This window comes from Hyphomicrobium sp. (assembly GCF_003987855.1).
Lineage (GTDB): Bacteria > Pseudomonadota > Alphaproteobacteria > Rhizobiales > Hyphomicrobiaceae > Hyphomicrobium_B.
Genome location: NZ_RXIZ01000008.1, coordinates 43,900 through 57,421, shown reverse-complemented (window position 1 = coordinate 57,421; position 13,522 = coordinate 43,900). Strand labels below are relative to the sequence as shown.

Here is a 13,522-nt window from a genome sequence, read left to right as displayed (position 1 = left end):
CATTATTGAACTCAACGACCACGACGCTCAGCAGACGCAGGTTTTCGCGGCTGGCGGCATCAAAGGGAGGGGGCATGTCGGAAGAGGGGCGTTTTTCCTTGGAGATGCTTGTATCCAACCTGCCCATTGGGCTCGCAACGGCCGTTGCCGGTGCACTGGCTATATTTGCCGCTTTCCACTTCGATCGCGAGACACTCAGCAAGATTCCCGAATTGTTCGACGTCAACATAGGATATGATAACCAGCTTCGGGCGACCGCTGACAGCCGCGCAAAGTCGACGAAGGGGCTGGCGGTCACCCTCGTCGACGTTGATGACGCGGCCATCCAGAAATGGAGTTCGGTCACGCGGACCACCCCCCGCGATCAGATCGCCGCGCTCATCGAAAAACTCAGAACAAAAAAGCCAAAGTTGATCTTTATCGACTTCGATCTTTCGGGAGATGCTTCGGACGCCGGAGACGAGCAACTAAAAAAGGTTCTGGCGGCTTACCCGCAAGATGCGCCGCCGTTGCTCCTTACACGTTCACTCGAGCCGATCCCGTGCCGGGACGGCGAGTGCGAGAGCTACAAGAAGTGTCCTCCGCCAGAGGCCACCCCGCCAGCTGGCAAGCTGCCAGAGGGTAAGCCGGCCGCCGAGAAGCCCCGTACGATATTTGAGAGTTCGGCCGGCAAAGCAAACATCATCTGGGTCGCAAGCGTCTTTTCGCCAGACGGCGATGGCGTCGTTCGCAGTGCGCGACTTTGGGAGGGCGTCTGTCGGAATGGGGAGCCGTTGTTGCTGCCTTCGCCGGCTCTAGTCGCAACCGCGCTAGCGGATAAGGACGCTGCGGGAATGGCGTGCCTTTCAGCGTTTCTCGGTCGCCACGGCAAGACTGATCTTCCTGCTACTGGTGAATGCAAGAAGTCCTGGCCCGTCAATGAGTCCGCTTATGCCGAACTCGTTCCCTTCATAATCGGCGGACCATCGCAAACTCGGATATCGGATTGGCTTTCCGCCAACGAGCTTCGCTATCAGCGCGTACGCGCTACGAGCGTTCTTGACGAAGTGCACGACGAACAGGTCGCTCCGAGCGCGTTCGCGGACCGAGTCGTTCTAGTGGGCGCAAGCTACGGGCCGGACAAGTTTGAAACGCCGCTGGGAGTATTGCCTGGCGTTGCGGTAATCGCGAATTCGGTCGCCGTCGCGCCTGTCGTTCTGGACGTCCCTCCGCGCCACATTTCAAGGGCGATCCTCGCTCTCCTTCTCGGCATCATTTATATATCGGTTGCTAAAACCTTTCGCGCGCTTCCGGCCGCCATAATTATCTTCGCTTTCAGCTACGGTTGGTTTCTCGTATCGCCCTACATCTACCTTAGCGCTGCGGATGCGGTGAATGTATTGAGCAAGTCACTCGGGCTGCTTGCCGTATTCTTGGCGATCGAGTCTCTCCTCGAAATTGCCATCGATTGGTACAAGGGAAAGGGCATTCGCGCCCTCATGCGAACAAGGCACGAACCCGGGGAAGCGTGACATGCATCGAGCGAAGCAAGTGGTGGGCGCTATCGCGATGTGCGTGGCACCGTTTTTTCTCTCGCTTATTATGGGGGCCGGAGCGCCCAAAACAGTCGTCGGCATAATCGTCGATTTCGCGCCGCGCGGTAAGGTTGAGGGTAGCTTCCCGTTCACGATCGAGCGCGATGGGCGTTCCCTTGCTGTCCGGGAGAGCGAGATAATCTACGAAGGCGATACCATTGCTTTCGACAGCAAAGCCGATCGAAAATCGACGTTCATCGACGTCTTGGTCAGTGGCGACAATGTCATCAAGCTCGATCCAGAGCACCAAGAGTTACCTAATCAAAATTGGCCAATGTTACAGGCCCTCTGGCCACGTCTCGTTGCGGCCTACCGTTGGGTCGCATCGTCATCCGAGGACAACGTAAAATTTGAGAACGCCGTCTCTCGCGGCGGTGACGATCCGCTTACGGTGCTTCCCCACGTGCGGCGTCCGCTCATCATCTCTCGTGATAGCGCGGCGCCGCTGTGGCTTGGATGGTCCGGCGGCAAGCCTCCATTCACGTTGACCGCCACCTCCAATGGTAAGCAGGTTGCAAGAGTCATCGTGTGTCCCGCCGACAGCGGAAAGGAATGCAACCGCGAGGCGATTTTTTCACTGGCCGGTGCTCCCGACGAACTCGAATTGAGTTTGGAAAGCTCCGACGGCGCAATATGGAAGAAGCAAGTGATAAAACAGCCCGTCACATGGAAGGGCGAGCTTGCGGATGTCACGCAGCTCGGCAAGCTTGGGCCATTCTTGCGGGCAACGGACCTTCTCGACCGCGGGCACGGTGAGTATGTTCTGGAGAGCGCAAGAGAACTTAACTCCGCGACGACCACTTATGCCCCGGCACGAACTCTCCTCAAGCAGATCCGTGAGGGACAAGTCCCTTAGAGCCGGATGGAGGGTTCAAGGCTTCATTCAGTCGGCCAATTCTGTTCGGTTAACGACAGAGCGGAGGTTGAGGCTGGAGGGAAAACTCCAGGTCAGCTAGCGGGCATGCAAAGCAGCAGCTGGCGACCGCGATCGCTTATGGGCCATTTACCCCGGACCCATGCCTTCTAACCCCGCTTTTGCCTAAAAAAGTGCTAGCGGATCTTGCCTTCATGGAGCATTCTTCCCGCCTTACGGGAGAAAATTTCCCGATCTAAGTGATTGAAATGGCGGATCGGACGTCGAGTGAAAGCGGCGATTTCAATATTTGGTTGCGCGCTCATCGCTAGCTTCTGGTTCGGCGATGCAATTCCGTCGTTTTCCGAAGAGGCGGCCGGCCGCGACGACGACGCGCCCAGCAACGTATCGCCGCCGCCGGTACTCGCCGTTCCCCTCGCGAAAGCGTCAGATGCCCAGAAGCTTGAGGGCATCGCGACTGTTCTCAATCCAGACGGCCTGTTGCAGCTCGATGCGGACATTCGATCCGCCACGGTTTCCGAGAACTTCAGCCGAGGACAGCTCGAACGCTTTAGAGCTTCAACGATGCTGTCCAAACAGATGGTCGAGAACGCGGTACGGCAAGAAGGCATTGACGCATCGGCGTTGCGGCTGGCACTCACACGACTTCGGCAGACATGGGGTGACAAGGCGCCGTTCCTGAATGCGGAGTCGAGACAGGCATTGATGAGCGATATCGCCGATGGGTCGCGTGCAATTCTTCGCCTGGATTTTTCAGACACCGCGAATGGCATTCCCCAGAACGTCCGCGTGGTGCCGTTGCGAGGAGGTCAGGAGACGAAGGTCGACGAAATGTGGGCCGCTCCGTCAGGTAACGTCGCGATGCCTGGCGTATCATTTCTTGGCTTGATCAAGGCCGGCCCAGGCCTGCGCATCGGAGATCGGGCACGTGTCATTGCCGATAATCCCGAAAGCCCCGCCGGCGTCGTCATTCCGAGTGCCGCCATCGTAGTCTACGCAGGCAAGTCCTGGTGCTATGTCAAAATGGGTCCAGGAAAATATGAGCGCAAGGAAGTATCTCTGGAGGCGCCGGTCCAAGAGGGATTTCTTGTCAAAAGCGGATTTGAGGCCGGTACCCGAGTGGTAATCAAAGGCGCATCGATTTTGCTCGCGCGTGAGGCTACGCCCGGCAGCCTTGATGATGACGATGGGGGCGGGGCAGAGCCGCAGAAACCCGCCGGAGCAGGGACAGGCTCGCCATCGCCCGTCGCCCAAAATCACACTGGGCCACGTGCGGACCCAGATTAGGCGTCCGTCATGAACGCGCTGATAAGGTGGTCCATTCGATATCGGGGTTTCGTCGCTCTGCTATCGATCGTTTGGCTCATAGCCGGTACTTTTCTCGCTATGAGAGCGCCTCTGGATGTGTTTCCGGAATTCGTGCCGCCACAGGTCACCATTCAAACAGAGACGCCGGGCCTCGCCCCGGACCAAGTCGAACAAATCATCACCCGTCCGATAGAAGCCGCGATCGTCGGCGCGCCAGGTATCGATACGGTTCGATCAGAGTCAATCTATGGGCTTTCTGTTGTCCTGATCTCTTTCAAGGGCGATGTGGATGCAATCGCGGCGCGACAAGGGATTTCTGAGCGTCTGACGACTCTCAACGGGAAGTTCCCCGTTGGCTTTGGGCCGCCCAAGCTTACGCCGTTAACGTCGAGCACCATGGACGTGCTCAAACTTGGAATTCTATCGGATCAAGTCGATCCTTACACTCTTCGCGATATCGCCGACTGGACCATAAAGCCACGCCTGCTGGCGGTGCCGGGCATTGCGCGCGTAACCGTGTATGGCGGCGCAGTCCGGCAGGTACAAGTCCAGCCGGACTTAAAGCGAATTGCCGCGATCGGCCTGACCGTCACCGACGTAATGAATGCCGTCAGCGAGGCACTTGCGCTTCGGGGCGGAGGCGTGATCGAAACGTCTGCTCAGCGAATTACGATCGAGACGCCGCCTCCGTCACCAATTCCCCAGACGATAGCCCAAGCCGTCGTGACGGTGCAGAATAATCGTCCCGTGCTCGTGGAAGATCTTGCCAAAGTCACGATAGGACCCGCTCCAAAAATTGGCGATGCGACTATCATGGGGCAGCCTGGCGTCCTCATCACCGTCTCCGGACAGTTCGGCGCCAATACGTTAGAAGCAACCAATGCGACTGAAGCGGCTCTCGCGGAACTGACACCGGCTTTGGAGCGGCGTGGGATTACCCTGTACCCTGCGCTGCACCGACCCGCATCGTTTGTGGTTCGAGCGCTGAAAAATCTAGAGACGGCCCTGGTCATAGGCTCCGGTCTGATCTTGATCGTGCTTTACGCCTTCCTTCGCAGCGTTCGGGCGTCTTTGATTTCGTTTCTCGCGATACCACTGTCTCTGTTGGCTGCTGTTGCTATTCTCAGCGCTTGCGGTCAATCGCTGAATACGATGACGCTGGGCGGCTTCGCGCTTGCGCTGGGTGTCCTCGTCGATGATGCGATCATCGATATCGAGAATATCGCTCGCCGTCTGCGGCTCGCAGGCCCCGACGCCGATCGGCTAAAGGTCATTGAGGAAGCGTCTATCGAAATTCGCGGTTCGATGCTCTATGGAACGTTGGCCGTAATATTTGCATTTTTTCCAGTGTTGTTCGCCAGCGGGGTGCAGGGCCGTTTCATTGGTCCAATGGCACTCACATTCATCATCGCCGTGCTCGCGTCGATGGTCGTTGCCCTGACAGTGACGCCGGCCCTTTGCGCGCTATTCTTGACGAATGCCGAGGACACGAAGGAGTCGCCGCTCCTGCGGGTGCTCAAGAGTACGCAGTCTAAAATTCTCGATGCCGTACGCCGCGCCTGGTGGCTGACCGTTCTGGCGCTAGCGGGCGGCGTAGCAGCCTCAGTCGCGGTCGTTCCTTTCCTTTATAGCGAACTCATTCCGCAATTCCGCGAAGGGCACTTCGTTCTGCAAATGGCTATGGCTTCTCCGGGAACATCCACGGACGATGTAGTTGCCGTAGGAGAACGCGTAACGGCAGCTTTGCTGAAGCTCCCATTTGTCGAAACGGTTGCTCACCAGATAGGTCGTGCGGAAGCCGGCGAGGACACCTGGAGTGTCGATAGAAGTGAATTTCACATCGAACTGAGGCCGGTTCATTCGGAGAGCGAGGAGGAAGCCCAGAACATTATACGTGACACCCTGCGTGCTTTTCCGGAAGTTCGAACGGAAACCCTCACGTTTCTGGGCGATCGGATCAGCGAAAGTTTAAGCGGCGAGACGGCCCAGGTCGTCATCAGTGCGATAGGCACTGATTTGGATGCCTTGGAGAAAGCCGGCGCCGACATTCAGAAGGCTGTCTCCGACATCCCTGGCGTCACGGATCTCAGAATGCCGAGAACCGCGGCGGTTCCCACCCTTTCCGTCAAACTCGATCCCATTGCGCTCGCGAACTACGGCCTGACCGAACGGGATGCGCTCGATACCATTCAGACGGCATTCGCGGGGACAACAGTCGGCCAGACATATGATGGAACGCGAACTGTCGATGTTGTCGTTATCATGGCCCCGGATGATCGCAATCGCCTCGATGCGCTCTCGACATTGATGATCGCCAATGCCAACACGAAAACGCTTTTGAAGAACGTCGCATCGATCACGCTGACGGAGGGTCGCTCGAATATTCAGCACGATAGGGCGCAACGCCGCGTCGCGGTAACGTTCAACGGAGCCAAGGGTTATTCGTTGCGCAACGTCGTGGCGGAAGCTCGTCAGCGCGTTGCCAAGCTGGAATTGCCGAAGGATGTCTTTGTTTCCTTTACCGGCCAGGCGGAGGCAGAGCGTGAAGGCCAGATGCGGCTGGCGGGCCTTACGGCACTCAGCACTGCCTTGATCGTTACGGTGCTGACGATTGCATTTCGGCGTCGGCGCCTCGCCATCCTCGTACTTATAAACCTCCCGTTCTGTCTGATCGGCAGCATCGCCGCGATCGTAGCGAGCGGTATCGGGATGACTCTGGGGAGCCTCGTGGGATTGATCACAGTGTTCGGCATAGGAGCCCGCAATTCCGTGATGATGCTCGCGCACGTGGAACATCTAGCCGACGACGAAGGCAAAGGTTGGAGCGCCGAGACGATTCGATTGGCAGCCGCCGAACGGCTGGCTCCGGTCTTCATGACGGCGTTGATGGCTGCGCTAGGGTTGATACCACTTGCCCTAGGTTTGGGACGGCCGGGTCACGAAATTGAAGCCCCCATGGCCATCACCATTCTCGGTGGATTGGCGACCGCTACGTTCTTGAATCTGGGAGTTCTGCCGGAGGCTTTAATCCGGCTCAGCCGATTACTTGGAATATCCAATACACAAAATACTTCGACGAACACCCCGGAGCGGCTCATCCAAGCTCCGAATCCATCAATCGCAAAGCCACAAACGTAACGGGCTGCCGATCAGAACCTTTCGTTAGCCGCCGATTGTGCTAAACTTGTTCGTGGTGGCGGCCCGATTTACAGCTGCCGCATTTCGTGAGGCCACGACCTCCCTCATTTCGAGACAGAGCCCGGGACGGCCCGGCAGTCAGAAGAGGTGAGGACCATGTTTGGCCATCACGTGCGCGACGATGCACATTATCTCATTATACTTCATCCCAAAAGAGTAGGTCCGGTCGTCGGCTCGTTTTGCGGCGAAGACATCCATGAACGCGTGGATGATTGTTGGGGACGTCGATACTCATTTGCAGGAATTATCGCGCGCCTTCCCAATCGGCATTATGATCGCGCTCGATTGAAGCCTTTGGAGTTCATTCTGGAACCCGGGATCATTTACCGAATGCACGTGGGAGCTTCGCCGGGAAAGCTTAAGATCGGGCAGCGGCTCCATTTACGATGGTTCCTGCAGGTGCGATCGAAGTTGGCGTCGCGGGCCCGCCGCTCGCCTGAGTCCCAACTCGGGCATTTTTTTGGAGAGTCCGATTGATCGAAAAGGTTTGTAACTTCATCAATCGCTGAGTGGCAATGCTAACTGTTGGAGTTCGTCGGCCTGAAAGCTGGAGACGGATACACCGACGAGCCGAATGCTGCTCGAAAGTGGGAGTATGGACCTCGTCAATCCGATGCTGAGCTCGTGAAGCAACTTACGCGAGTTGATCGGCCCACCGATGGTTTTGCTTCGGGTTATGATACGAAAGTCTGAGTATTTGATCTTCACTGTAACTGTTGCGCCGAACCTTTGATTGTTTTCACACCATTGCCAAACCTCGTCGGCCATCTCGATGACGCCCGCCTCGATGTGGCTTGGTTCGAACCGGTCTTCGGGGAATGTCGTTTCAGACCCGCACGACTTTCGTTCACGGTTCGGCCGGACTTCACAAGGGTCTTCGCCGCGCGCGATTGCGTAATACCATGCACCGGACTTGCCAAAATTCTTCTCCAGATAGTCGAGCGACTTCGCCTTGAGATCTGCCCCGGTGTAGATGCCGAGAGTGTTTAGCTTTTCTGCGGTAACGCGGCCGACGCCGTGGAATTTGTCAACCGGAAGACTTTCGACAAACGCTGCTCCCTTGTGCGGCGGTATCACGAACTGCCCGTCAGGCTTACGCATGTCGGAGGCAAGTTTTGCAAGGAACTTATTGTAGGAGATGCCCGCCGATGCGGTCAGGTTAGTTTCCTGCCGTATCCTATCCCGGATCTCAGCCGCGGTGTCGGAGGCGGTTGCAAGCTGCCGCAAGTTTTCGGTGACGTCTAAGTACGCTTCATCAAGGGAGAGCGGCTCGATCAATGAAGTGTAATCCGCGAAGATGTTTCGGACCTGCTGGGAAACCGAACGGTAAACATCGAAACGTGGGCGAACGAAGATGAGATCGGGACAGTGCCGGATCGCAATCGTCGATGGCATCGCAGAGCGGACACCGAATTTGCGCGCTTCATAACTTGCCGCAACGACCACGCCACGCTTCGCGCCATGTCCGACAGCGACTGGCTTTCCGCGTAGTTGCGGATCGTCTCGCTGTTCCACGGACGCGTAAAAGGCGTCCATATCGACATGGATAATCTTGCGGGTACCGGGAGCGCTCATGTCAGCAGCCTAGCGCAGTGCTCGCGCATGGCGGCAAACGGTGATTATTCTTCCGCCAATCTTCTTAGGCTATGGTCCTGGATTTGGTGGCGGCGCGTTGGGATCTTGAGGCGATGTTACGGGATGCTGTGCCGTTGATGGCGCCGGGTCCGACGGGGGCACGCTTCCGACGCCAGAGACTGACCCGGCTGGGGCTTTCGGAAGTTCGACATTTTGTGATCCAGGCGCTGGGCTAAAGGTAACAAACGCATGGTCCTTTGGGACCAAAGCCCAGACGATCGCACCAAGCACCACGATGAATAAGATGACCATGAGAACCGAGGGCCGCCTGCTTCTCGCCGGCACAACGCGCTCACCAGTATCTGGATCGAATCTTGCCATCATCGAGCTCCTTTGTTGATCGGCAAAACCGACATTGAGCGACGATTGTTCCCGGAACTGAATTTGATGTCCGGTATGTTTGAGCACGAGATTATGTTTCGAACCGAGCTAGGTTGATACCATCGTTCTGGGCTATCTGCCGGCGGGTGTAATCGTAAGCAGCGTTCATGACCTCGCTATGCCGCCGCCAGTCCAGTGCTCCCATTCCTGGAGGGGTAGGCGGTACCAGCAGCCAATCTTCGGCTTCCAGATAGCGCTCGAAGTGACCACGGTTGGCCATCAAGCTTCGAATTAGAACGGTGGCCGCGGACGGCGCGACAGGCAAAGTCGAGCTCGAAAATGGATTGAGAGAGCGCCAAATGAGTTCGTTGCGTCTGGGAAGCGAAGTGTAATCAACCGAGAATTTCTCAGTTCCGCCGGATTGAAAACTCACGACGACATTAGGTCCTCGCTTCAAGGCGTGCATCGCCTCTATGGGCACATTCGAGATCACTGATCCATCGACCAGCATTCGGCCATCAGCGGTGTAGTAGGGCGGGAGCAGACCAGGTATCGCCGCGCTGGCGCGGATGGCTTCCCAGAGAGGTCCTTGGCGATGAATCTCCATCTCGTAGTTGGAAAGATCGGTGGAAACGGCGAAGTACGGCTTCCATAGATCCTCTATACGAACGGCCCCGTATTCGCGTTTGAGATGATCGTCAAAATGCGCATGATCGAGAAGACTGTATTTCGGAAGTGTATACCGCGACAATGCGCGGCCTTCGACAAACATGCGATGAACACCGGAAGCGATAGCATGCGGGTCCAGATCCTGCACGAACGCGGCAGCCATTGCCGCCCCGCCCGACGTTCCACCGTAGATATCGAAGTCGATGCCTGTTTCGCGAAAAGCGCTGTAAACACCAATGTGCGCGGAGCAGTATGCACCACCGCCACACGCCACGAAGCCGAGGGCTTCGCCCGCAATAAAGCGCCACAGCCGCGCGATGTCCGCCTCACAACCGCCGAGTACGTGATGATGCATGGCGGGCTGACGAAGGGCTAGCCAATAGCGTGTGCCCTCGGGTGAGCCTTGCCGCGCATGAACCAAGACGAGGCGACGCGTACCTGGCGGGTGAACGCATTGGGCGAACCTTTCCAGGTCACCTAAGGCTACGGTTGAAACGATGGGATCGTTTGGCGCAGATGCGATGAGGAGCAATTCATCTGCTTGACGGATGCACTTCTCGCTCCACGGCGTCCTTCCTTCATCCGCGATGAACACAACTGTGTCGAAGCGGCTTTCAAGGCCATTTAATGCTTCGGTGACGTCCAGGTTGTCTTGGAATGGCGCGCCAAGGACCTCAGTCACGGTAGCGCTGGAAAGGACCAACGTACCCGAGCGACGCGAGGCTGCTTCAGTGAATGCGCTGAGAAACGATCTATCGATTTGGCCTGAGGTCGCTCCTACAATCGCAATTGTACGGGGGCGCGGCCGCGCGCGAGCTACGACGGCGGCCATTCTGTTATGGGTATTTCGCCGCGTTTCTTCCGCCAAGCGCTCCGCAAGCACGCTGGTGATGGCTGACCATGCTTCAGGAGAGTGTTTAGAGATCTCGTCAAAATCGGCGCGCGTGAGCCGTACTACTATGCCATCACGGATTGCCCGCACAGTGGCCGTTCTTTTGCCGCCCGCAAAGAATGCAATCTCACCGATCGTGGAGCCGCGCACGATTTCCGTGATAATGCCCGCGTGGCCATTCACCTCAACCGTGAAGCGACCGGAAACGATAATAAAGAGGGCATCGGCTTCCTCGCCCTCTCGAACCACGAGATCGCCGCGACTGATCCGAACGGGCTGTAAACGGCTCTCGAGCGCTTGAAGCGCATCCTCAGGAAGATCCTTAAAGATCGAAACACGCGAGATGAAGGGCTGCCGGGATGGCATCTGTGCGCCGTACGACAAACCGCGAGGCCGCTCTTTGAGGAGCGGATGCGATCCCTTTACTTATTTTTCTGACATGTTTGCGTCGCGTCGTCCCAATGCATGGTCTTCATACCCGTGCATTTAGGCTGCGAAATGATCTGTGATGTCGCCGGTTTTTCCGCCGCTTTTTGCTTTTTCTTCGCCATCGTGGGGGAGACAGTCAGGAGTATGATTGCAGCAGCGCTGACCACGCTGATCGACAGTGCTTTCAACATCAAACGCATCTCCAGTTACTCAAAGATGCTATCGTAGATGGAAAAAAGCTGCGGAGCACCCCCGCAGTCTCGCAGGTGCGTTGGCTTGCGATTAGGGGTCGCCCCGCGATTAAAGGCACAGCAACCTTAAGCGCAAAGGGATGGGCCGTGAGAGATGCCCGCGTTGCGATGCAAAATTATGCTGGGGTTGAGAACCCTCTTCTATTCAACAGGAGGGCTTATGCCATCGCGGTTCTATAGATGCCGCCCATCACGCTGGTTTTGGGGGTGCCCGCGGTTGCGTGTCGATGAAGTAGGAAGGGCTGCGCTAACAGCGCAGCGCTTGCACTCCGACCGAGAACGCCTGCCAGTGAGACATTTCTGCCGGGCACTTGTCCTGGCGCCGTCTCGACTATGCCGCCTTCGTCGAGGCGGAACCTCTTGCTGTCGCAGAGCGCCGCGAGAAGGAGCGAACAGACTCCGGAATGGTCCCGCCGCGCGACGCGGAAAGCTCCTGAGTTATCGTAGCGTAATGGTGGTGCATCGCGGTCTTGATCGCGTAGGTGAAAAGCAATTGTGGCTCAAGCGGTCGCTTGGCAAAGGCGCCCCGCAGTTGAGTAAGATAGCGCTTCGCCAACTCTCGGTCTGCCACTTGCCGTGAGAGACGGCGGGTCAGCACAGCGAACTTGATGTAATTCGCAGCGCATCTTTTGGCCCACGCGATCCTGTGGGTCCGCCAATAAGGCAATTGATGAACAGCGAACTTGAACTTCCCTTCGATAAACAGCGCGTCGAGCCGCTGAAAGTATGCGTCGGTCGAATAGCATTGCTCTGTAACCCCGATGAGGCCGTCGCGAAGCATCGCAGGCGACATCCCAAGCGGAATTACATTCGTTCCATACGTGTCATTACCTTCGCCAGTGTTCAGCCGACCTTCTGCCTTGAGCCGGTCATAGAGCGGAGTCGTCGGGATCGCGTGGAGCAATCCAATCAAGGCATTCGCGATGCGAGCGCGAGATAGGAAACCGGGAAGAACGTCGAAAGCCTGTGGTTTGTCATTGTCAAAGCCCACGATCATTCCACACCAGACGTCCAGCCCATTTTCCTGGATGCGCTGTACGCGTTCAACGATCGTGCCGGCCCTCTCGCGAACGTTCTGGTACTTCTTGGTTTCCTTAAGCGACGCTTCGTCGGGGCTCTCAATGCCGATGAACACGCTTTGAAATCCTGCCTGCCCCATCAGCTGCATGAGCTCGTCATCTTCAGCTAGATCGAGCGAGGCTTCCGTAAACAGCGTGAGCGCATACGCGTGCTCTTCTTGCCATTTGGCAATATCACGCAGCAGCGGCTTGATCGCCTTCTTGTTTCCGATGAGATTGTCATCGACGACGAAGACGATGTCGATGCCTTCGCGATAATAGGAATCTAGCTCCGCAAGCACCTGTTCCCGCGATTTCAGTCGCGGCTTGCGCCCGAACGTGACGATGATGTCGCAAAACTCACACGTGAACGGGCAGCCGCGTGAGATTTGCATGCTTCCGAACATGTAGCGGCTGGACTTCAATAGATCGAGGCGCGGCCGGGGAAGTGTGGCCATGTCGGTCTTTTCGAGTTGTTCGTAACGCCGAGCATGCCGACCTACCTCCCATTCTTTGATGAATTGAGGCCACGTCACGTCCGCTTCGCCAACGAAGACAACGTCGGCGAGATGCTCGACGGCTTCCGGCTCGACCGTCGCCATGGGCCCACCAATGACGGTGAAAACGCCTCGGGCCTTCAACTCCGTGAGAATTTCAAGAACGCGCCCGCCCTGTACGGACATGCCAGTGACGCAGACCATGTTCGCTCGAGCGAGCCGATCGAAGTCCAGATCTTCAACGTTCTCGTCGATAATCGTCACGTTGTGCCCAGGTGGCACGAGCGCAGCCAGCAAAGGGAGACAGGCGACAGGGAGGTTGGCCTTCTTACCGAGCATGCGCATGCAATGCTCCATGCCCCAGAACGATGTGCCGAACCGGGGGTTGACGATCACAATGTCAGCCAAAGATCGCCTCCATAGAATTGTGGTTGAGTATGGCGCCCTATTTCAAAATGCTTTGGAAGCAACAGCGTTCCGGGCTCTCGCGGGAGAATACGATTACATTGCCGAAAGCGCTACGGCTCGTTGAGAGCAAGCGAGCGATTGCATTCTGCGCTGATGGTGACGGGGAGCATTTCTGAATGGACGCCACATTCGGCCCAACGTGATCTCACTCTATTTATCCAGCAAGACCAACGGCGTAAGAAATGCGCGTCTCCCGCTTTTTTGCATACTCAACCGCCCAAGCTGTCAGATAACCACCAAACCAGCGTTGGCTTGGTGGAGCACTACTCGTCGATGAGAGCATGTTCATGGGTGCACATCGACGCCACCTCCGGGTTTTCTCGTCGGGAACCAGGACAGCCTTAGTTA

Annotated in this window: 8 protein-coding genes; 4 read left to right on the top strand and 4 right to left on the bottom strand. The window is 57.0% G+C overall.

Features of this window, described 5'->3' with window-relative positions:
• Positions 1-74: 74 nt before the first annotated feature.
• From EKK30_RS07520 to EKK30_RS07505, 4 genes are all read left to right on the top strand, one after another.
• Positions 75-1,511 carry a CHASE2 domain-containing protein gene (locus tag EKK30_RS07520; protein ID WP_290982673.1) on the top strand — a complete coding sequence of 479 codons (1,437 nt, stop codon included), beginning with the start codon at positions 75-77 and terminating at the stop codon, positions 1,509-1,511.
• Position 1,512: 1 nt separating this feature from the next.
• Positions 1,513-2,430, top strand: a complete 918-nt coding sequence (locus tag EKK30_RS07515) for a hypothetical protein (RefSeq protein WP_290982670.1) — start codon at positions 1,513-1,515, stop codon at positions 2,428-2,430.
• A 285-nt stretch (positions 2,431-2,715) separates the two neighbouring features.
• Positions 2,716-3,735 carry a hypothetical protein gene (locus EKK30_RS07510; protein ID WP_290982667.1) on the top strand — a complete coding sequence of 340 codons (1,020 nt, stop codon included), beginning with the start codon at positions 2,716-2,718 and terminating at the stop codon, positions 3,733-3,735.
• A 9-nt stretch (positions 3,736-3,744) separates the two neighbouring features.
• Entirely contained in the window at positions 3,745-6,894 is a 3,150-nt protein-coding gene (locus tag EKK30_RS07505; RefSeq protein WP_290982664.1) for an efflux RND transporter permease subunit, read from the top strand.
• A gap of 558 nt (positions 6,895-7,452) precedes the next feature.
• On the opposite strand, the gene dinB is transcribed toward EKK30_RS07505, so the two are convergent.
• From dinB to EKK30_RS07485, 4 genes are all read right to left on the bottom strand, one after another.
• The gene (dinB, locus tag EKK30_RS07500) at positions 7,453-8,529 is read right to left on the bottom strand and encodes a DNA polymerase IV (RefSeq protein ID WP_290982661.1); all 1,077 of its coding nucleotides are present in this window, start codon (positions 8,527-8,529) and stop codon (positions 7,453-7,455) included.
• 472 nt (positions 8,530-9,001) lie between these two features.
• The gene (locus tag EKK30_RS07495; protein WP_290982658.1) at positions 9,002-10,837 is read right to left on the bottom strand and encodes a patatin-like phospholipase family protein; all 1,836 of its coding nucleotides are present in this window, start codon (positions 10,835-10,837) and stop codon (positions 9,002-9,004) included.
• Between the two features lie 56 nt (positions 10,838-10,893).
• Positions 10,894-11,091, bottom strand: coding sequence for a hypothetical protein (locus EKK30_RS07490; protein WP_290982655.1), 198 nt, complete (start codon positions 11,089-11,091; stop codon positions 10,894-10,896).
• Positions 11,092-11,482: 391 nt separating this feature from the next.
• A complete protein-coding gene (locus EKK30_RS07485) occupies positions 11,483-13,114 on the bottom strand; it encodes a B12-binding domain-containing radical SAM protein (RefSeq protein WP_290982652.1) in 1,632 nt (543 codons plus the stop codon).
• Positions 13,115-13,522 lie beyond the last annotated feature (408 nt).